The organism is Streptomyces sp. NPDC051684 (assembly GCF_044453445.1).
Taxonomy (GTDB): domain Bacteria; phylum Actinomycetota; class Actinomycetes; order Streptomycetales; family Streptomycetaceae; genus Streptomyces.
The window spans coordinates 17,509-38,029 of sequence record NZ_JBITCS010000030.1 but is presented as its reverse complement, the minus strand read 5'-3'; the positions used below and the strand labels follow the sequence as shown (position 1 = coordinate 38,029).

General features: G+C 71.9%; 12 protein-coding genes. 9 read left to right on the top strand and 3 right to left on the bottom strand.

Features of this window, described 5'->3' with window-relative positions:
- Positions 1-172: 172 nt before the first annotated feature.
- The 7 genes from ACIA8D_RS30405 to moeZ all read left to right on the top strand — a co-directional run bounded on the left by ACIA8D_RS30405 (position 173) and on the right by moeZ (position 10,138).
- Positions 173-1,222: an alpha/beta fold hydrolase gene (locus tag ACIA8D_RS30405; RefSeq protein WP_399237317.1), complete on the top strand. Its 1,050-nt coding sequence runs from the start codon at positions 173-175 to the stop codon at positions 1,220-1,222.
- Positions 1,223-1,230: 8 nt separating this feature from the next.
- Positions 1,231-2,760 (top strand): DUF3152 domain-containing protein, encoded by a 1,530-nt coding sequence (locus ACIA8D_RS30400; RefSeq protein ID WP_399237316.1) that lies wholly within the window; start codon positions 1,231-1,233, stop codon positions 2,758-2,760.
- Positions 2,761-2,960: 200 nt separating this feature from the next.
- On the top strand, positions 2,961-5,099 hold the full coding sequence (locus ACIA8D_RS30395; RefSeq protein WP_399237315.1) for a DUF3492 domain-containing protein: 2,139 nt from the start codon (positions 2,961-2,963) through the stop codon (positions 5,097-5,099).
- Complete coding sequence (locus tag ACIA8D_RS30390; protein WP_399237313.1) at positions 5,096-6,889, top strand: hypothetical protein; 1,794 nt, start codon at positions 5,096-5,098, stop codon at positions 6,887-6,889. Before ACIA8D_RS30395 ends, ACIA8D_RS30390 begins: the two co-directional genes overlap by 4 nt.
- A 301-nt stretch (positions 6,890-7,190) precedes the next feature.
- Entirely contained in the window at positions 7,191-8,159 is a 969-nt protein-coding gene (locus ACIA8D_RS30385; RefSeq protein WP_385768595.1) for an NAD-dependent epimerase/dehydratase family protein, read from the top strand.
- Positions 8,147-8,896 (top strand): spherulation-specific family 4 protein, encoded by a 750-nt coding sequence (locus ACIA8D_RS30380; protein ID WP_399237311.1) that lies wholly within the window; start codon positions 8,147-8,149, stop codon positions 8,894-8,896. The genes ACIA8D_RS30385 and ACIA8D_RS30380 overlap by 13 nt, the downstream gene beginning before the upstream one ends.
- A 63-nt stretch (positions 8,897-8,959) precedes the next feature.
- Complete coding sequence (moeZ, locus tag ACIA8D_RS30375; protein ID WP_399237310.1) at positions 8,960-10,138, top strand: adenylyltransferase/sulfurtransferase MoeZ; 1,179 nt, start codon at positions 8,960-8,962, stop codon at positions 10,136-10,138.
- 88 nt (positions 10,139-10,226) lie between these two features.
- Here the strand turns inward: moeZ and ACIA8D_RS30370 are convergent, their stop codons facing one another.
- The 3 genes from ACIA8D_RS30370 to ACIA8D_RS30360 all read right to left on the bottom strand — a co-directional run bounded on the left by ACIA8D_RS30370 (position 10,227) and on the right by ACIA8D_RS30360 (position 16,347).
- On the bottom strand, positions 10,227-11,762 hold the full coding sequence (locus ACIA8D_RS30370) for an alpha/beta hydrolase (protein WP_399237382.1): 1,536 nt from the start codon (positions 11,760-11,762) through the stop codon (positions 10,227-10,229).
- 183 nt (positions 11,763-11,945) lie between these two features.
- Positions 11,946-13,490, bottom strand: a complete 1,545-nt coding sequence (locus tag ACIA8D_RS30365) for an alpha/beta hydrolase (protein WP_399237309.1) — start codon at positions 13,488-13,490, stop codon at positions 11,946-11,948.
- Between the two features lie 88 nt (positions 13,491-13,578).
- Positions 13,579-16,347 carry a lysylphosphatidylglycerol synthase domain-containing protein gene (locus tag ACIA8D_RS30360; RefSeq protein WP_399237308.1) on the bottom strand — a complete coding sequence of 923 codons (2,769 nt, stop codon included), beginning with the start codon at positions 16,345-16,347 and terminating at the stop codon, positions 13,579-13,581.
- A gap of 164 nt (positions 16,348-16,511) precedes the next feature.
- Here ACIA8D_RS30360 and ACIA8D_RS30355 point away from each other — a divergent pair, with 164 nt between their 5' ends.
- Both ACIA8D_RS30355 and ACIA8D_RS30350 read left to right on the top strand, forming a co-directional pair.
- Complete coding sequence (locus tag ACIA8D_RS30355) at positions 16,512-16,877, top strand: MGMT family protein (protein WP_399237307.1); 366 nt, start codon at positions 16,512-16,514, stop codon at positions 16,875-16,877.
- Positions 16,878-17,155: 278 nt separating this feature from the next.
- The gene (locus ACIA8D_RS30350) at positions 17,156-20,500 is read left to right on the top strand and encodes an ATP-dependent helicase (RefSeq protein WP_399237305.1); all 3,345 of its coding nucleotides are present in this window, start codon (positions 17,156-17,158) and stop codon (positions 20,498-20,500) included.
- Positions 20,501-20,521 lie beyond the last annotated feature (21 nt).

The window sequence follows — 20,521 nt, the reverse complement described above, 5'->3', positions numbered from 1 at the left end:
ATCGAGCGTAGGAGACACCCGATCGGGGCGCGATGCGACCTTTCGGCAATCCCTTGAGTGACAAGGGATCTCCTGAGGGGACTCCTGAACGAACCCGCCCGGTCGTGCCGCGTTCGGATCTGTGACGGCGAACACGCGATCCACAGTGTGATCGTCTCGTAACATATGTCGCATGTCTTCGACCGAGTCGCCGCGCGTGCCCGCCGCCATCGCCGCCGCGACGCCCAAGCCGGGCGCCGTCGACGTCGCCGAGGGGGAGCACGTGCGCTCGGTCGGACTTCCCGGTCTGACGCTGTCGGTCCGGTCCCGTCCCGGAGCGCACGAGGGGCTGCCGCCGGCGCTGTACGTGCACGGGCTCGGCGGCTCCTCGCAGAACTGGTCGGCGCTGATGCCGCTGCTCGCGGACGTCGTCGACGGGGAGGCGGTCGACCTGCCGGGGTTCGGCGACTCGCCCCCACCGGACAACGGCGACTACTCGGTGACCGGGCACGCGCGCGGGATCGTCCGCTATCTCGACGCACAGGGCAGCGGCCCCGTGCACCTCTTCGGGAACTCGCTGGGCGGAGCCATCGCCACGCGCGTGGCCGCGGCGCGCCCCGATCTCGTCCGCACGCTGACCCTGGTGTCGCCGGCGCTGCCGGAGATCCGGGTGCAGCGCACCGCCCTGCCGACCGGGCTGCTCGCGGTGCCCGGTGTCGCCCCGCTCTTCACGCGCCTGACGAAGGAGTGGACGCCCGAGCAGCGCGTGCGCGGCGTGATGGCCCTTTGTTACGGAGACCCGAACCGGGTCACGCCCGAGGGCTTCAGGGTGGCCGTCGACGAGATGGAGCGGCGGCTCCGGTTGCCGTACTTCTGGGATGCCATGGCCCGCTCCGCGCGCGGTGTCGTGAACGCGTACACGCTCGGCGGGCAGCACGGCCTCTGGCGCCAGGCCGAGCGCGTGCTCGCGCCGACGCAGCTCATATACGGCGGGCGTGACCTGCTGGTCTCGTACCGGATGGCGGCCCGCGCGGCGCGTGCCTTCCGGGATTCGAGGCTGCTCACGCTCCCGGACGCGGGGCATGTCGCGATGATGGAGTATCCGCGTACCGTCGCTACGGCGTTCCGGGAACTCCTCGCGGACACCGAAGCGTTGAACAAGAGGCGCGGGAGCGCCAGTAGTGCCGGTGACGCCGCGAGTGACGCGTCCGGCACCGACGACCACACGACATTGGGGAGCTGAGGCGGCCTGTGGGACGGCATCGCCGCCGAGGATCGGCAGACGGCGCGCAGGACGCTGTCGACGTACAGATGGAGGCCGAGGCGCACGCCCCGTCGCGGTCGGGCGTGGGCACCGGGCGCAGACGACGGGGGCCCACCGAGGCGCCGCAGCCCGCGCCCGCCCCGCCGCCGGCGTCCGGACGTCCGCCCTTCCTTGGGCACACGTCCGCGCGCCCAGGGGCCGATCCGGTGCGTGGCGGTCACCCCGAGGCGCGGGAGCCGGGTGGCGGCTGGGGCACGGCCGTGCCGCCGGTCGCGGGCCCGGTCGCCTCGGCGCGCGGTCCCGAGCACGGGGTGACGGTTCCCGCCGATGCGCCGCTGTCGGGGCCGCGACCGCGGCAGGAACGACCGGCTCAAGGCGCTCCGGTGCAAGGTGCTGCGGCTCAAGGTGCTGCGGCTCAAGGCGCTCAGGCTCAGGACGCTTCCGTTCGGAGCACGCCGCCGCAGGGCACTCCGGTCCAGGAGGCGCCGGCTCAGGCGCACCCGCGTCAGGAGTACATCGACGCGTTCGACGCCCCGAAGGGCTTCCATGCCCCGGCGAGTTCCAACGCTTCCACGGGTGTCGACGCCCCTGCGGCCACGGACCCGTACGCGCGCGTGACCGAGTGGGACGCGGAACCGCCCGTGCTACCGGAGGACGGAACGCCGGCCGGGGCCGACGGTGGGCGCGAGCGGCGTGGCCGGGGCATGACCTTCACGGGCATCGCCGCCGCGGCCGTCACCACGGTGCTCGCCGTGGTCGTCGCTGGGCAGGTCGCCGACAAGGACGGCGGCTCCGCGGGTGACGCGCGGGCGCAGGCCGCCGAGGGCAGCCGACCGCACGGTGGCTCCGCCTCGCGCACGGACCAGCGGGCCGCCCCGAAGGAGACGGCGCCGGCCGCCCCGGTGACGTACGGGCAGAAGATGGCCAAGAAGTACTCGCTCGCGGCGGACCTGAAGGCGTCCGGTGCGTTCGCGGCGGTCCCCGGGCAGGCCAAGGCGCCGGGCAGCGGGCAGAAGTTCAGCTACCGGGTCGACGTGGAGAAGGGGCTCGGGCTCGATGGGGCGCTGTTCGCGCAGGCGGTGCAGAAGACCCTGAACGACAAGCGGAGTTGGGCCCACGACAACGCCCGCACCTTCGAGCGCGTCTCCTCCGGGAAGCCGGACTTCGTGATCACGCTCGCGAGCCCGGGCACGACGGCCGACTGGTGCGCGAAGTCGGGCCTCGACACGACCCAGGACAACGTGTCGTGCGACTCCGCGGCGACCGACCGCGTGATGATCAACGCGTATCGGTGGGCCCAGGGCTCGGAGACGTACGACAAGGTGCTCGGCGACAACGCCATCCACCCGTACCGACAGATGCTCATCAACCACGAGGTCGGGCACCGGCTCGGCTTCAATCACGTGACCTGCTCGCAGAACGGCGCGCTCGCGCCGGTCATGCAACAGCAGACCAAGTTCCTGTCGGCCGACGGAATCACGTGCAAGCCCAACCCCTGGGCCTTTCCCAAGGGTTGACGCTCGGTAGCTATCCGTAGCCGTTCGCTCTCTTAGCGCGACCAAACGTCGCGCGCACGGGAAAGTTACGCCCGTTCACCCCTTTTGGTGGCGTGATGGACAACCGTCCATCACGCCACCGGCATGTCCGCATACGTTCGTCCCGCTGCGAGCCGCCAAACCAACGGCGGCTCCCTGTACGGGAGATCGGGGGTGTGCGCGTGCGCATCGGAATGCTTACCGAGGGTGGTTATCCGTATGTGAACGGTGAGGCCAGACTCTGGTGCGACCGGCTTGTGCGCGGGCTCGAGCAGCACGAGTTCGACATCTACGCGCTCTCCACCAGTCAGGAGCAGGAAGACGCGGGGTGGCTCGAACTGCCGCCTCAGGTCATGCGCGTGCGGACTGCACCGATGTGGGCTGCGGCCTCCGGGAACGAGAGCGGCGCGCGCGACGGCGTGTACGGGCGGCGGGCGCGGCGCCGGTTCGCCGCGTTGTACCGGGAGCTGGTCGAGGCCGTGGTGTCGGCCGACGCGACGTCCCATGCCATGGAAACGAGCGAGGCGGACCGTTTCGCCAGCGCGCTGTACGGGCTCGCCGAACTCGCCCGCGACGAGGGCGGCCTGGGCGTCTCCCTGCGCTCCGAGGCCGCCGTACGCATCCTGGAGCGCGCCTGCCGCGCGCCCGGCGCGCTCCGTGCGGTGCGCGCGGCGCGCGTGCCCGATCTGCTCTCCTTCGCGGCGCGCGTGGAGCGTGAGCTGCGGCCGCTGTCGCTGGACTGGTACGAGGACGGGTCCGGGTATGACGCCTCGGGCCGCGCGACGGGGGCGGGTTCGGGGTCGGTGTCGGCTTCGGGGGCGGTGTCCGGTTCGGCGGCGGGGGCGGCGCGGGTTTCGGGTGTGGAGGAGGCGGCTGCGGGTTCGCCGTCGGGCGCTTCGTCAGGCGCTGTGGCGGGCGACTCGGGTTCTTCTTCAGCGGCTCCTTCTGCTTCTTCTTCAGGTTTTCCCACGGGGCTGTCCGGCGGGGGCGGGCTCGCGTCCGTCGACCTCTGCCACGCGGCCTCCGGCGGCGCGGCCGCTCTGCCCGGCCTGATCGCCAAGCACTTCTACGGGGTACCGCTGCTCGTCACGGAGTACGGGGTGCAGCTCAGGGCCCGGTACCTCGCCGCGGGCGACGCCGAGTTGAGCGCGCCGGTGCGCGCGCTCCTCGCCGCCTTCCACGGCCGACTCGCCGCCGAGGTCTACCGGCAGGCCACCGTGATCACGCCCGGCAACGCGCACGCGCGGCGCTGGCAGGAGCGGTGCGGCGCCGACCGCGCCAAGCTGCGCACCATTCACCCCGGCATGGAGGCCGGCCACTTCACCGCGGTGGGCGAGCGGGAGGGGCCGGGCGATCCGGACACCGTCGTCTGGGTCGGGCGCATCGACCCCTCCAAGGACCTGATCTCGCTGCTGCACGCGTTCTCCGAGGTCCGCAAGGAGGAGCCGAGGGCGCGGCTGCGCATCGTCGGCGTGCCGGAGGCCGGGGCGGCCCCCGGCGCCGGAGCGGGCGCTGCCGCGGGCGCGGGCCTTGTGGGCGGCGGCGGATGGCCGGCCGACGGTTTCGTCTCCGGGAGGCCGTCCGGTGGGTCCGGCGGCGGGGCGGAGGCATCGGACCCCGTGGCGGACCGCGAGGCGGCGCTGTATCTCGGGCACTGCAAGGCCCTCGCCGCGCAGCTCTTCCCGGACGAGGCGGAGGGGATCCACGCCGTGGGCGAGAACCCCGTCTCCTTCGAGGAGTTGGGCTCTCCCGAGGCCCCCGACCTCGCCGATGTCTACGGCTCCTGCGGTGTCGTCGTCCTGTCCAGCGTCGTCGAAGGATTCCCGGTCAGCCTGGTGGAGGCCATGTTCTGCGGGCGCGCGACGGTGTCCACGGACGCGGGCGCCGTCGTCGAGGTGATCGGTGGCACGGGGCTCGTGGTGCCGCCGCGCAATCCGCGCGCGCTCGCGGAGGCGTGCGTGGCGCTGCTGCGCGACCCCGCACGGCGTGAACGGCTCGGCGCGGCCGCGCGAGCGCGCGCCCTGGAGCTGTTCACCGTCGAACAGAACGTCACGGCATTTCACAGCATTTACCTGGAGATCGTCTCGCGCTTCCCGGTGCGCCGGGAGGTCGTCGACGACGCGGGCGACCCCCTGCCGTTCGCCTACCCGCCGGAGGCCCATGTGCCGGGCCGCTGGACCACGCAGAGCACGGGTGACCGGAGCGGCGGCCGACCGCCGGGGCGCTCGGGCGGGGCGGCAGGCACCAGTTGGGGAGCCGACGGCGGTGCGCGGGAGCAGTTGGCCGGGATGACGCAGGGCAGCGGAGAGGCGGACGGATGACCGGGCGGATCAGCGAACGCACGAGTGAGCGTGCCGCGTTCGGCGACACCGGTACCGGGGGCGACGCCGATGCGCCCCGGGTACCGGTGAGCGCCGGGGCGTGGGGCGCCGGGTCGGCGGAGGCGCTGGGGGCGCGCGGCGATGCGGGTGCCGGTGCTGGTTCCAGTGCCGGTGCCGACGGTGGTGCTGCGGATGGCGGAGGCCTGGCCTCCACGGAACAGGCCGACCTGGGTGACCTTGGCGACCTGGACAGCCTGGACCGCCTGGACATGGGGCTGCTGGGCGATCCCGCGGCGTGGCGGTCGCCCGCCCTCGAAGACGGGGGTCGTGATGCGGGGGCCCGTGACGAGGGGTCCCGTGATGTCGAGTCCCGTGACGTGGGGCCCCGTGTCGTGGACTCCGGTGACGTGGGGCCCCGTGTCGCGGACTTTCGCGATGTGGAGTCCCGTGGCGTGGGCCCCTCTGACGTGGTGCCGAGCGGTGCCGGGCCGGATGACGGCGCGGCCAGTGACGTTGAGCCGGGTGGCACGGGGGTCAGTGGTGCCGACACCGGTGATCCGGATGCTCATGACGCCGACGCCGACGCCGACGCCCGTACGGAGGCGGACCACCGTGCCGATGTCGCACGGATCGTCGGCCCGCGCGACGCGGAGTCTCAGGGGCGGCCCGAGCCCGAAGCCCGGGGCACCAACTCCCGCCCCGCACAACGACGTTCCGGCGCCGACCCGGTCAAGGGCCTCATGCACCGGCACCGTGACCTGTGCGAGCGGGCCGTCGACCCGCTGGAGATCGCCGCGGGTCTCGAGGCCCACGGCGTCACCGACAGGACCGCCGCCCGCTTCCGCCACAGGGACGTGTTCTCGCTCGCCGAGGAGATGTACGCCCGCGCGTCGAGGGACGGCGGCCCGTACGAACCCGTCGTCGAGCACACCGCTCCCCCCACCGGAGTGCGCGGCCTGTGGGCCGTGCTCGCGCTGCTGCCGGGAGCCGTCTGCGCGCTCACACTGTTCGGCCTCCACGCCACGGCGGGCACCGCACGCCTGGTCGTCGGCCTCGTCGGTGCGCTCGCCACCCTCGTCGCCCTGCGCACGACGCTCCGCCACGGCCCGCTGCGCGCGGTTGACGGCCCCTCCGCCCCCTCGGCACGGCTGTGGTCCTGCTGGCTGCTCGCCTACGCCCTCCTCGGCGACGGACTCCTCGACGCCGCGCTCGCCGGCGGGCCCGACGAACCCTGGGCCCCCGCGCTCGCGCCACTGGTCGCGCTCGCCGTCGCGGTGGCTCCGGCCGCTTGGTGCGCCCAGCTCTTCTCGGGCGGAGCACGGCGCCGCCTCGCCACGAGTCACGGTCTCGCCGAATTCGCCTCCTCCGTCCGCCCGTTGCTCCTCGGAGCGGTGGCCCTGTTCGCGCTCGCCCTCATCGCACTCCTCGCGCTGGCCGGGGCCGTACTCGACGAGAAGGTGGACCACGCCGGAGCGGGCGCCCTGGGCGTTCTGCTGCTGCTCTCCCGGCTCCTCGCCGCGCACCGCCGCACGCACGCGCCCGCGCTCGCGCTGGGCGCCGCCGTCGCCGTCGAAGTCCTGGCCGTTTCCACGGTCTTCGCCGCCCGCCTGCCCGGCTGCGACGTCCTGGGCCTGCCCGTCGAGACCGCCGTCGAGGCGGTCGGCGCGGGTGTCGTCCCGACGGTCTCCTGCACCGTCGCCGCCCTCGTCCTCCTCGTGCACGCCACCCGCACCCTGACCCGGGCCTCCGCCCACGCGAACGTCGACGCCCCGACCGGCTGGGCGCCGTGACCACCACCTCCGACACCACCGCCCCCGTCGAGCGCACCGCGCCGCCACGGTCGGCACTCGCCACATGACCAGATCCACCCATCTCCCGCTGGGCCGACACCGCGGGCCCATCCGAAGACCCAGGGCAACCCCCATAAGGAGAACGCCAGATGACCACCCCTCCTCCCGGAGGCGCCGGATACGCCGGATACTCCGGACCGCACGGGCAGCGCGGAATCCACGACCGGCGCGCCCCGCGCGCAGCGCGCGGCGCCCTCGGGGCGCTCCGAGGGACCGCAGCGCGAGCCCTGGGAGGCACCCGATGAGGGTTCTGCTGATCGGAGCCAACGGGTATCTGGGCCGCTTCGTCGCCGACCGCCTGCTGGCCGACCCCGCCGTGCAGCTCACCACGCTCGGCCGGGGCGACGACGCCGACGTCCGCTTCGACCTCGCCACCGGCAGCCCGGGAGCACTCACCCGCTTCCTGGACGCCGTCCACCCCGGAGTGGTCATCAACTGCGCCGGCGCCACCCGCGGCGGCGCCCGCGACCTCACCCGGCACAACACCGTGGCCGTCGCCACCGTCTGCGAGGCCCTGCGGCGCAGCGGGTGCGGCGCCCGCCTCGTGCAGATCGGCTGCGGCGCCGAGTACGGGCCCTCGCAGCCCGGCTCGTCCACCGCGGAGGACGCGGTGCCCAGGCCCGGCGGTCCGTACGGCGTCAGCAAGCTCGCCGCCACCGAACTCGTCCTCGGCTCCGGCCTCGACGCCGTCGTCCTGCGCGTCTTCTCGCCCGCGGGGCCCGGCACCCCGGCCGGATCCCCGCTCGGCCGGCTTGCGGAGGCGATGCGCCGCGCGATGCAGGCCGGCGACGGGGAGCTGAAGCTGGGCGGCCTCGGCGCACAGCGCGACTTCATCGACGTACGGGATGTGGCGCGCGCCGTGCACGCCGCGTCGCTCTCCGCCGCGCAGGGCGTCATCAACATCGGCTCGGGCCGCGCCGTGCGGCTGCGGGACGCCGCCGCCGTGCTCGCCCGCGTCGCCGGTTTCGGCGGATCCCTCCACGAACTCGACGGCCCAGCCGTCGGGATGCGGCCATCCGTCGGCCACCCCCGCACCGAATCAGACCACGGGATGCCGCCCGTGCCGACCGCGTATCCGTACCCCGACGGCTGCGGCAGCTGGCAGCAGGCCGACGTGCGCACGGCCCGCGACCGGCTCGGTTGGCGTCCCCGCATCAACCTCGAAGAGTCCCTCGCCGACATCTGGATGGAGGCGGCATGCCGTATCTGACCCCGACCGCGACCGGCCTGTCGAGCACCGACGTACGACTCGGCTTCGGTGTCCCCGGTTTCGCACACCCCCTCGTCGCACCCGCGGAGTGGGCCGAACTCACCCGCCCCGAAACGCCTTTGCACTGGGTTGTTCTGAATATTGCGAATGGTCCGGGCTCCCGCCCCGACCAGCACTGCCTGGAGGCGGCGGGGCGGCTGCGGCGGGCCGGGGTGCGTGTCCTTGGTCACTTGGACCTGACCTATGGCGCCCGCGCCTTCGGTGAACTCGTCTCCGACGCCCACCGCTTCCTCGACTGGTACCAGGTGGACGGTTTCTACTTCGACCGCTGCCCCACCGAGCGGGCCGCGCTCCCCGAGGTCCGGCGCGCCACCACGACCCTGCGCGCCCTCGTCGACGACGCGCACATCGTGTTCAATCACGGCACCCACCCGTACCCCGGATACGCCGAGAACGCCGACCAGTTGGTGACCTTCTCCGGCCCCTGGAGCGACTATCGCTGGTCCCAGGTCGCCGAGTGGACCGCCGACTACCCGCACGAGCGCTTCTGCCACTTCGTCCACGGGATGCCACTCGGTCATCTCGAGGAGGCGCTGCGCATCGCGCGCTGGCAGGGCGCGGGCACGATCTACTTCACCGATCGCACGGACCGGGACGGCTCGACCGACCCGTGGGAGGCGATGCCCGGCTACTGGGACGAAATCGTCTCGCGCATCGGACGCGGTGTCTCGGAATGAAGGGGGGCGTGGCAGTGTTACAGACGGAACAACCGTACGTAGATACCGACCAACGGAGTCCCCGTGTCGCTGCCACCCCTGGTCGAGCCAGCTGCTGAGCTCACCGTAGACGAGGTCCGCAGGTACTCCCGCCACCTGATCATCCCGGATGTCGGGATGGACGGGCAGAAGCGGCTGAAGAACGCCAAGGTGCTCTGTGTGGGCGCCGGTGGCCTTGGCTCGCCGGCCCTCATGTACCTGGCCGCCGCCGGCGTGGGCACGCTCGGCATCGTGGAGTTCGACGAGGTCGACGAGTCGAACCTGCAGCGCCAGATCATCCACAGCCAGGCCGACATCGGCCGGTCCAAGGCGGAGTCCGCGAAGGACTCGGTCCTCGGCATCAACCCGTACGTGAACGTGATCCTTCACGAGGAGCGGCTCGAGGCCGACAACGTGATGGACATGTTCAGCCAGTACGACCTGATCGTCGACGGCACGGACAACTTCGCGACGCGCTACCTCGTCAACGACGCGTGCGTGCTGCTCAACAAGCCCTACGTGTGGGGTTCCATCTACCGCTTCGACGGCCAGGCCTCGGTCTTCTGGTCCGAGCACGGTCCGTGCTACCGCTGCCTGTACCCGGAGCCCCCGCCCCCCGGCATGGTTCCGTCCTGCGCCGAGGGCGGCGTCCTGGGCGTGCTCTGCGCGTCCATCGGCTCCATCCAGGTCACCGAGGCGATCAAGGTCCTGGCCGGCGTGGGCGACCCGCTGGTCGGCCGCCTGATGATCTACGACGCCCTGGAGATGCAATACCGCCAGGTCAAGGTCCGCAAGGACCCCGACTGCGCGGTCTGCGGGCCGAACGCGACCGTCACCGAGCTCATCGACTACGAGGCCTTCTGCGGCGTCGTGTCCGACGAGGCGCAGGAGGCGGCCGCCGGCTCCACGATCACTCCCAAGCAGCTCAAGGAGTGGATCGACGGCGACGAGAAGATCGAGATCATCGATGTTCGCGAGCCGAACGAGTACGAGATCGTCTCCATCCCGGGCGCCAAGCTGATCCCGAAGGGCGAGTTCCTGATGGGCACCGCCCTCCAGGACATGCCGCAGGACAAGAAGATCGTCTTGCATTGCAAGACGGGTGTCCGCAGTGCGGAAGTCCTCGCCGTGCTGAAGTCCGCGGGCTTCGCGGACGCCGTGCACGTCGGCGGCGGCGTCATCGGCTGGGTCAACCAGATCGAGCCGGACAAGCCGGTCTACTGAGCCTCGGCTCAGCTGCTGTGAGCTGATCGGACGGGCCTCGCGCACGCTGCGCGAGGCCCGTCCGCCGTTTCGGGGCGGACGCCCGCCGTCAGGAGCACACCTTCCCGTCGTGCGGTATTCGCCCCTCCAGGAGATACGCGTCGACCGCCGAGTCCACGCAGGCGCTGCCGGAGCCGTACGCCCCGTGCCCCTCGCCCTTCCACGTCAGCTCGACGCCGACGCCTTTGCCCAGCTCATCGGCCATGCGGCGGGCCCCTTCGTAGGGAGTCGCCGGGTCGCCGGTGTTGCCCACGACAAGAACGGGCGCCGCTCCCCGCGCGCTCACATCCGGGTCGCTCCACTGGCCGGGCACCGGCCAGTCGTGGCACCAGCCCGCCGTGTCCCAGCCCATGTACGACCCGAACACGGGCGAGATCTCCCGGAATTTCGCGAGCCGCTCCTTCGTCTCCCGCACCGTGGGACGCACCTTGTCGTCGAGGCAGGAGATCGCCCGCTGGGAGTGGCTCGCCGTGCCGTAACGCCCGCTCGCGTCACGGTCGTTGTACGAGTCGGCGAGCGCGAGCAGGGTGCTGCCGTCGCCCCGCTCCGCGTCCCGCAGGCTGCGTGTCAGGGCGGGCCAGCTGTTCTTGCTGTACAGGGTGACCGCGATACCCGTCGTCGCGAGTGATTCGTTCAACTCCCGGCCGCCTGGAACGGACAGAGGTTTCCCGTCGAGCTTCTTGAGGAGCGCGGCGATCTCACGCACGCCCTCCCCGGGGTCCTTGCCGCGTGACCTGAAGTAGTTCTCAAGGGCCCGCTGGAACCCGCGCGCCTGGTTCTCGGCCTGCCCAATACGCCCCGCGGTCGGATCGACCACGCCGTCCATGGTGAGCCGCCCGACCTTGTCGGGGAACAAGTGGGCGTAGATTCCGCCCAGTTCGGTGCCGTAGGAGACACCCATGTAGTGCAGCTTCTTGTCCCCGAGGGTCCGGCGCATCAGGTCCATGTCGCGCGCGGCCTCGGTGGTCGACACATGGGCGAGCAGTGCTCCGGCCTGCTTGCCGCAGCCCTTGCCGAACGCGACGGCGTCCTGGAGATACGCCTCCTCCTCCGCCTTGGTGTCCGGGGTGAGGTCGACGGCCTCCGCCGCCTGTGTCTCCTTGTCGCTGCGGCAGCGCAGCCCACGGCTTGCCGAGACGCCGCGTGGATCGAAGCTCACCAGATCGTAGCGTTCACGCAGCTTCGAGTACTGCGGGGCGAAGGCCGGCAGCAGATCCACTCCGGAGCCGCCGGGGCCGCCGAAGTTGAACAGCAGGGACCCGATCCGCTCGCTCTTCTCGCCCCGGGTCTTGGTGCGGATCAGAGCGAGGTCGATCGTGGGCCCGGCCGGCTTGGCGTAGTCGAGTGGGGCCTTGAGCGTCGCGCACTGCCAGTCGGATCCGGGTGCGGGCGAGCCCGCGTGCGCCCGGCAGCGGCCCCAGTCGAGGCGCTGGTCGGTGAGCGACGAGGGCAGAGCGGGGGAGTCGTCGTCGCCCGGCGCCGCGTCGCCGGGGCGTGCGGCGGATGCCGACGGTGACGTCGGATCGCCGCCGTCGGCGCGCTCGCCCGAGCCGCTGCAACCCGCGACCAGCCCGGCCGTCAGCATGACGGCCGCGGCCAGAGCCAGTGCGCGGGCCCCTTTTCCCCGGCGTGTGCGTGCGCTCGTGGGCGCACGCGAATCCTGTGCCGCCATGGCACCTCCCCCCTCAACTGCCCCCGTTCGAGAGACAGTCAGGCCATCGTAGGAGGGGCCGCGGACATCCGACTCGGCCTGTGGACAACTCCGGGATCACTTGCAGACCGTTCCCTCGTTCGGGGGCTTCCCGCTGAGGAGGTAGGTGTTCACGGCGCCGTGCACGCACTTGTTTCCGCTGTCGTAGGCCCCGTGTCCCTCGCCGTCGTACGTCAACTCGATGCCCACGCCCTTTCCGAGCGCGGCGACCATCTTCTTCGCCCCCTCGTACGGGGTGGCAGGGTCGCCGGTGTTGCCGACGACGAGGATCGGGGCGGAGCCGGGGGCACTGACGTCCGGGTGCTCGGCAGCCCCGTCGACGGCCCAGCCGGAGCAGTTGAGCATCCCCCAGGCCAGATAGTCACCGAACATCGAGGATGCCTCGCGGAACTCCGGCAGCTTCGCCTCGACGTCCTTCGCCGAGTAGCGGGGCTTGTCGTCGGCGCAGTTGATGGCGATGTTCGCGGCCTGGATATTGCTGTACTTGCCGTCCTCGTTGCGCCCGTTCATCGAGTCGGACAACGCCATGAGGACCTTGCCGTCGCCGTCGTAGGCCTGCTGGAGGCCCTCGGTGAGGTACTCCCAGAAATCCTGCGAGTACAGGGCCTGGGCGACCCCGTTGGTCGCCGCGGTCTGCGTGAGGTCGCGCGGGAAGATGCCCGGGATCGGCTTCTCCTCGAGTTCGTCCAACAGCTTGGCGATCTTGGTCTTGACGTCCTGCGGGGTGTCCCCGACGGGGCAGTCCTCTGCCTGGGACGTGCAGTGCTTCGCGTAGTTGTCGAGGGCGAGCTGGAAGCCCTTCGCCTGGCCGAGCGCGCCCTCCTCCGGATCCTGTGTGGGGTCGACGACGCCGTCGAACACGGCGCGGCCCACCTTCTTGGGGAACAAGTGGGCGTAGACGCCCCCCAGTTCGGTGCCGTAGGAGATGCCGAAGTAGTGCAGCTTGTCGTCGCCGAGGACCTGGCGCATGAGATCCATGTCGCGGGCCGCGTCCGTGGTGCGCACGTGGGGGAGGATCTTGTCGGAGTTCTTCTCGCACGTGCCGTTGAACGTCTTGATGTTGCCGACGAGCTTCTTCTGCTCCGCCGCGTCGTCCGGCGTCGAGTCCTGCTGGAAGTACTCGTCGAGCTGTTTGTCGTCCTCGCATGTGACGCCGGCGCTGCGGCCCACCCCGCGCGGGTCGAAGCTGACGAGGTCGTACCGGGTGCGCAGCTTCGCGTACTCGGAGCCGAAGGCGGGGAGGGTGGTGACTCCGGAGCCGCCGGGGCCGCCGAAGTTGAAGATCAGCGAGCCGATGCGCCTGTCCTTGTCCCCGCTCGCCTTGGCGCGGATCAGCGCCAGGTCGATTGTGTCGCCCTTGGGGTCGTTCCAGTCGAGTGGCGCCTTCATGGTGGCGCACTGCCACGCGGCTCCGCCGGGAAGCGGAGAGGGCGCGTCGCCGCCGCCCTGCGACTCGGCCGGCGCGGGGCAGTCCTTCCAGCTCAGCTCCTGGGAGGAGAGATCCACCTTGTCGTCCGTGTCGCTGCTGCACGCCGCGAGCGATACGGACAGCAGGGTGGCGGCGGTCAGGGCAGCGGTACGGGACCAGGACGGATTGGGCATGCGTCCATCCTGCGGCGGCGGGGTGCAGGGCGCTCGGGCTGCGGGCTGTGCGAGTGAGGACGTCGCCGCAGCGGGATGCCCAAGTCGCCTAGAGGGCGCCCTTCCTTGTGAGGTGGTTGAAGAACAGCCACCCAGGGAGGACGGGGAGCCACAGGGTGAGCAGCCGGTACAGCAGCACCGCGGGCGCCGCGACCTCCTTGGGCAGGCCGACCGCGATCAGGCCCACCGTCAGGGTCGCCTCGACGGCGCCCACGCCGCCCGGTGTCGGGGCGGCGGAGCCGAGCGCGTTACCGGCAAGGAAGACCACCGCGACGCTGGCCAGGCTGATCGTGGTCGTGGTCTCGTCCCCGAAGGCGCGGATCGAGGCGTCCAGGCACATCACGAAGCAGGCGGTCAGCAGCAGCATGCCGCCGATGCCGGTGAGCAGTTTCCGCGGCCGTTGCAGCACATCGAGCATGCGCGGCACGACACCGGCGAAAAGTGAGCGCACGCGCGTGACGACGAATTTCCGCAGGAACGGAATCGACGTCACTACAAGGACGAGCACGGCGACGGTCAACAGGCCCGCGATGACCGTGCGGGACGGCGACAAGGAGGGCGTCTTCTCCGTCCCCGTCAGGTAACCGAAGGTCAAAAGCAGCAGGATGTGGCTGCCCATGCCGAACAGCTGCGAGGCGCCCACACTCGCCACGGCGAGCCCCGGACGTACCCCAGCACGCTGCAGGAACCGCGTGTTGAGCGCCACTCCGCCGACCGCCGCCGGCGCCACGATCTTCACGAAGGACCCGGCGACCTGGGCTGCGACGGCCCGCATGAAGGGAACGCGTTCCGGCACGAAGCCGAGCAGGCTCATCGCGGCGGCCACGTAGCTGAGCGCGGAGAACAGCACCGCGAGGCCGACCCAGCCCCACTCGGCCTCGCCCACGATCGCCCCGAAGTCGATGTGGGTGAGCTGCGACAGCAGGAAGTACGCGCCGATCGCACCGGCGATGAAACTGATCAGCGTGCGCGGCCTGATGCGCTCCAGGCGGGCCGGTTCGACGGGCGCCTGCGGGCGGATGCGCAGCACCTGATGGCGGATCTGGGTCAGCAGATCCTCCTCGCGGGCCTCTTCCAGTGCCTCGTCGAGTGCTCGCTTCTCGGCCTGCCGCTCCGCCTTCTCGGACTTCTTCTCGGCGCGTACGGACACCTTGCCGGTGTCGCTGGCGGCTGCCTCCTCGATGCGGGTCTGCTTCGCCTTGCTGGATGCCTCCAGGACGGCCTCGCGCTCGCGCTGGGCACGCTCACGTCCGAGCTTGCGCAGCGTTGCTCTGGTGGAGCGGGTGAGCGCGATCGGCTGCAGCAGCGGCAGGCAGTCGGCGATGGTGTCCGGGCCGAGGACCTCCACGGCGGACGCGACGGTGCGCTCGGCGCCCGCCCGCAGGCCGAGCGTCGTGAGCAGCTGGGCAATGTCCATGCGGAGCACCAGGTCGCTCGCGGCGATCTCGCCGCCGCGCAGATCCGTGAGGATCACCGTGCCGGAACGATCCACCAGAATCGCGTCGCCGGCCAGCCTGCGGTGCGCGATCCGCCGCGACTGGAGCGCCTGCACCTGGTGCCAGGTGTCGCGCAGCAGCTCGTCGGTGATCTCCTCGTCCGGGAGCGAGTCCAGGGACCGGCCGCCGACGTGCTCGTAGACGAGCATGACGGCATCGGGGCCGAGCTCGGACGTCGCGATCAGCTTCGGCGCGTTCGCCCCGGCGGCGATCGCCGCATAGGCGAGCAGCGCCTCCTGCTCCAGGGCCTGGCGCAGCGACTGGAGGCTGCGGCGCTGCGTGATGCCGCGCAGCGTCAGGCGTCGCCACACGCGGTAGAAGAAGCCCTGGGCCTGCTGCTCCCGGTCGACCACTGTGACGTCGAGCGGCGGGCCGTCCTCCAGGGTGACGAAGTAGCGCCGCCCCCGGTCGCCGTTCTCCGTGGTGCCCTCCTGGGCTTCCTCACGGGAGGCGTTCACGGGGTGGAAGCCGACGTGGCGCAGGCCGGCGAGGAGGGTCTGCCCTGTGGGACGCACGTTCGGGGAGCCGACGGCGTACAGCGTTCCGTAGGCGACGGTCCAGCCGATGAGGACCGTCAGGATGATCGAGAACGGTGTCGTGTAGCCGGTGACGAGCATCGCGAAGGCGTCGAGCAGCAGCACCACCCACAGCACGACGCGCCACCGTGGTCGCCGGGACATACCGACGGCCGTCATATAGGCGATGACGGGCGCCAGGTAGCCGTGCACCGGGTCGGTCAGCGCGTGGATGTCGCCGGGCGACACCGTGGTGAGCGCTTCCTGGATGGACTGCGGGGCGGCCTTGGCGACCCACAGATCCGTCGCGAGGGTCACCCCGTGCGCGAGGACGGCGGCGAGCACTCCGTCCGCGATCCGCAGGCCGTCGCGCTTGATGAGCCGCTCGATGGCGAACGCGACCGGCACCAGCAGGATGGCGATGCTCGACGCGAGGCCCGCGAACTTGGTCAGCAGGTCGGGTGCCTGGCCGGTGCCCTTGTCGATGTCCTGGGCGAAGCCCGAGGTCGTGCCGTGCGCGAACGCCGCGATGGCCAGCAGTACGACGACGGCGAGCAGGCCGACGAGGAGCCGCATGAGGTCGGAGGGGCGGTGCACGCGCGCGGGGAGCAGCGGTTCGTCGCCGTCGACCTGCTCAGTGTGCGCGTCCCCCTCCGCACAGTCGGGGTCGTGCAACGGTTGCTCGTGGTTCGCTTCGGCGGCCTGATCGGCCGCTTCGTCAGGGCGCGCCGGTGCCACAGAGGTGCCCTCCGCCTTGTCGGGGTGCACGCTCTGCTGCTCCGTGGTCTCTTCTTGATCTCGTATCACCAGTCACCGCCCGCACGATGGTGGCATGCCGCACCGTCATAGGGGGGCATCAGGGTGCATTCGAGGAGGCGGAAGTCCCCGGTAGGCGCCGCGCTCCGCGTCCGCGGGGGCCGCCTCCCGTACGTCCCCCCGCACTGTCGGTGCCGTGCGGCAGGATGGGCCGGATGAGCAAGGAGAGCGAACCTGCGGGAGAGCTTCCCGCGTACGCGGAGCGGGTCCTGGACGTCGCGGAGCTGATCCCGCGCGGCCGGGTCATGACGTACGGGGACGTGGCCGAATGGCTCGAGGAGGGTGGCCCCCGCCAGGTGGGGCGGGTGATGGCCCTCTACGGAGGCGCGGTTCCGTGGTGGCGTGTGGTGCGGGCGGACGGGCAGTTCCTGCCGGGGAGCGAGCTGCGCGCGCTCGACCACTACAGGGAGGAGAGCACGCCCTTGCGCGAGGCATCCCGGGCCGCCGAGGGGCACCTGCCACGCCTCGACATGAAGCGCGCGCGGTGGGACGGCCGGGCGGGTACGGAAGCTCACAATTGACAGCTTCGGCCATCCCGCGCGCGGGTGGGGGGCCGGTGGCCCGTATGGGGGAAACGGGGCATGCGGGGCACTTCGGCGCTCCCGTGTCCGTTGGTGAGACCGGGCACATCCGCGCCCGGAGGAGCGCGGGAGAGGCGCCGGAAGCCCGGCTTCCGCCACACTCGACGGCGTAGCGTCGACGGCACCGTCGATGGCAGACACCTCCTTCAACCCATGGCCACCGCTTCGCGCGGACGACTCTTCGACCACCAGCACACCCACCAGGACCAGCGATCCACGTGAGCTCCTCCTCGTCCACCCGGCACCTGTCGCAGCACCAGGTTCGACAGGGGTTCCCCGGTGCGTACCGACTGGTGCGTACCCGGCCGGCTCCGGTGGACCCCCCTCGTCTGGACGCACATCAGCGTGCGGTGGTTGACCATGCCCACGGGCCGCTCCTCGTCCTGGCCGGTCCCGGAACGGGCAAGTCCACGACTCTCGTGGAGGCCGTCTCGGCGCGCATCGCCAAGGGCACCGATCCCGCACGCATCCTGGTGCTCACGTTCAGCCGCAAGGCTGCGGTCGAACTGCGCGACCGCATGGCACAGCGCATCGGGGCGGCGCGCGCTCCCCAGGCGACGACGTTCCATTCGTTCTGTTACGCGCTGGTCCGCGCCCACCAGGACGCGGATCTCTTCGTGGAGCCCCTGCGGCTCCTTTCGGGTCCCGAGCAGGACGTCGCCGTACGGGAACTGCTCGCGGGGCAGATCGACCTGGAGCAGGCGGGGCTCGCGCATGTGCGCTGGCCCGACGAGCTGCGCGCGTGCCTCACCACACGGGGCTTCGCCGACGAAGTGCGCGCGGTCCTCGCCCGGAGCCGTGAGCTGGGTCTGGGTCCTGCCGCCCTGGACGCCTTCGCGCGCCGCATCGGCCGCCCGGACTGGCGGGCCGCCGCCACGTTCCTCGCCGAGTACCTGGACGTCCTTGACGCGCAGGGGGTGCTCGACTACGCGGAACTGGTGCATCGCGCCGTGCTCCTCGCACACCGCACGGAGGTCGCGGATCGGCTCGCCACGCAGTACGACGCCGTGTTCGTCGACGAGTACCAGGACACCGACCCCGCCCAGGTGCGGCTGCTGCACGCACTGGCGGGCGGGGGGCGCACGCTCGTCGCCTTCGGCGACCCGGACCAGTCGATCTACGCGTTCCGGGGCGCGGACGTGAACGGCATCCTGGACTTCCGTGACGACTTTCCGCGCGTGGACGGCACCCCCGCCCCGGTCGAGGTGCTCACCACGTCCCGGCGGTCCGGCGCCCGTCTCCTGGAGGCGACGCGCCGCGTCACTCAGCGGATGCCCCTGACCCGGCTGCCCGCGCACAAGGTGCGGGCCCACCGTGAGCTGTCGCCCGTGCGCGACGGAGGCCGGGCCGAGGTCTACACGTATCCGACGTCCGGTACGGAGCTCGACAACATCGCGGACATCCTGCGGCGTGCCCACCTGGAGGACGGCATCCCGTGGAGCGACATGGCCGTCCTGGTGCGCGCCGGCGCGCGCAGCATTCCGGGGGTGCGGCGCGCGCTCACGGCGGCCGGCGTCCCCCTCGACATCGACGGCGACGACCTGCCACTGCGCCACGAACCGGCGGTCATGCCGCTGCTGACAGCCCTCAAGGTGGTGGCCCGGGCCGAGACCTCTGATACTCCGGACGCCTCGGACGCCTCGGACGCCTCGGATTCCCAGGGCTCCCCGGGCCCCCCGGAAGGCGAGTCCCGGCTCGACACCGAGACCGCACTCGAACTCCTGGCCTCGCCGCTCGCCGGGATGGACGCGGCCGATCTGCGCCGCCTGGGGCGCGCCCTGCGCGAGGAGGAGCGCGCGTCCGGGAACGCGCTGCCGCCGCCCTCGGACGAGCTGCTCGCGCGTGCCCTCGTCGAGCCCGAACGGCTGGCCCTGCACGACCCCGCGTACGCCCGCGGCGCGCAGCGTCTCGGCGCGCTCCTCGCCACCGCCCGCCAGAAGCTCGCCGACGGCGGCACCGCGGAGGAAGCCCTCTGGGAGCTGTGGAACGGCACTCCTTGGCCTGCCCGGCTCGAGCGCGCCGCTCGCCGAGGCGGCGCGGCCGGGCGCAACGCGGACCGCGACCTGGACGCCGTCTGCGCCCTGTTCGCCGTCGCCTCGCGCGCGGAGGAGCGCACCGGAGGCCGCGGCGCCCGCAACTTCCTGGAGGAGCTGGAGGCCCAGGACATCGCGGCCGACACCCTCGCCGGACGGGCCGTGCGGCCCGACGCCGTGCGTCTGATGACCGCGCACCGCTCCAAGGGCCTGGAGTGGCGGCTCGTCGTCGTCGCGGGCGTCCAGGAAGGACTCTGGCCCGACCTGCGACGCCGCGGCTCGCTCCTGGAGGCCGACCGCATAGGACGCGACGGCCTCGCCGAACCGCTCACCCCCGGAGCGCTGCTCGCGGAGGAACGACGCCTCTTCTACGTCGCCGCCACGCGCGCGAAGGAGCGGCTCGTCGTCACCGCCGTGAAGGCTCCCGCGGAAGACGGCGACCAGCCGTCCCGGTTCCTCACCGAGCTGGGTGTGGAACCCAAGGACGTCACCGGGCGCCCGCGCCGCCCCCTGGCGATCGCCGCGCTCGTCGCCGAGTTGCGTGCCACGACGGTCGACCCGCGCGTCTCCGAAGGGCTGCGCGAGGCCGCCGCGCGCCGCCTCGCCCAGCTCGCCGCGCTCAGCGACGACGACGGACGACCGCTCGTGCCGTCCGCCCACCCGTACCGCTGGTGGGGCATGTACGAGCCGACCGAGAGCAAGGTCCCGCTGCGCGACCGGGACCACCCCGTCGTGCTCTCCGGAAGCGCCCTCGACCAGCTCGCCAACACCTGTGCCCTGCAGTGGTTCCTCGGCCGCGAGGTGAAGGCCGACGCACCCGCCACCGCGGCCCAGGGCTTCGGCAACGTCGTGCACGTCCTGGCCGACGAGGTCGCCTCCGGGCGCACACCCGCCGACCTCGACGTCCTCATGGAGCGCCTGGACTCCGTGTGGGACTCCCTCGCCTTCGACGCGCCCTGGAAGTCGGCACAGGAGAAGGCGAACGCCCGCGCCGCGCTCGAACGCTTCCTGCGGTGGCACGTCATGGACCGGACGAGCCGCACCGCCGTCGCCAGCGAGCACGACTTCGACGTGACGCTCGAAGCGGGCTCCTACGAAGTGCGCATCCGCGGCTCCATGGACCGTGTGGAGCGAGACGACGAGGGCCGTGCCTATGTAGTCGACTTCAAGACCGGTAAGCAGGCGCCGAGCGCCGCGGACGTCGCCCGCCATCCGCAGCTCGCCGTTTACCAGCTCGCCGTGCACGAGGGCGCCGTCGACGAGGTCTTCGACGGAGTCCGCCCGCACCCCGGAGGAGCCGAACTGGTGCAGCTTCGGCAGGGAGCCGCCAAGAAGGACGGCGGCGAGGCCCTGCCGAAGGTGCAGGCGCAGGAGCCCCTCGAAGGGGAGTGGGTCGGCGACCTCCTCGCCACCGCGGCCGGCAAGGTCCTCGACGAGCGCTTCGTGCCGACCACCGGTCAGCACTGCACGCACTGCGCCTTCCGCGCCTCGTGCAGCGCGCGCCCGGAGGGCAAACACGTGGTCGAGTGACGTGCGCCTCCACTGAGCCGG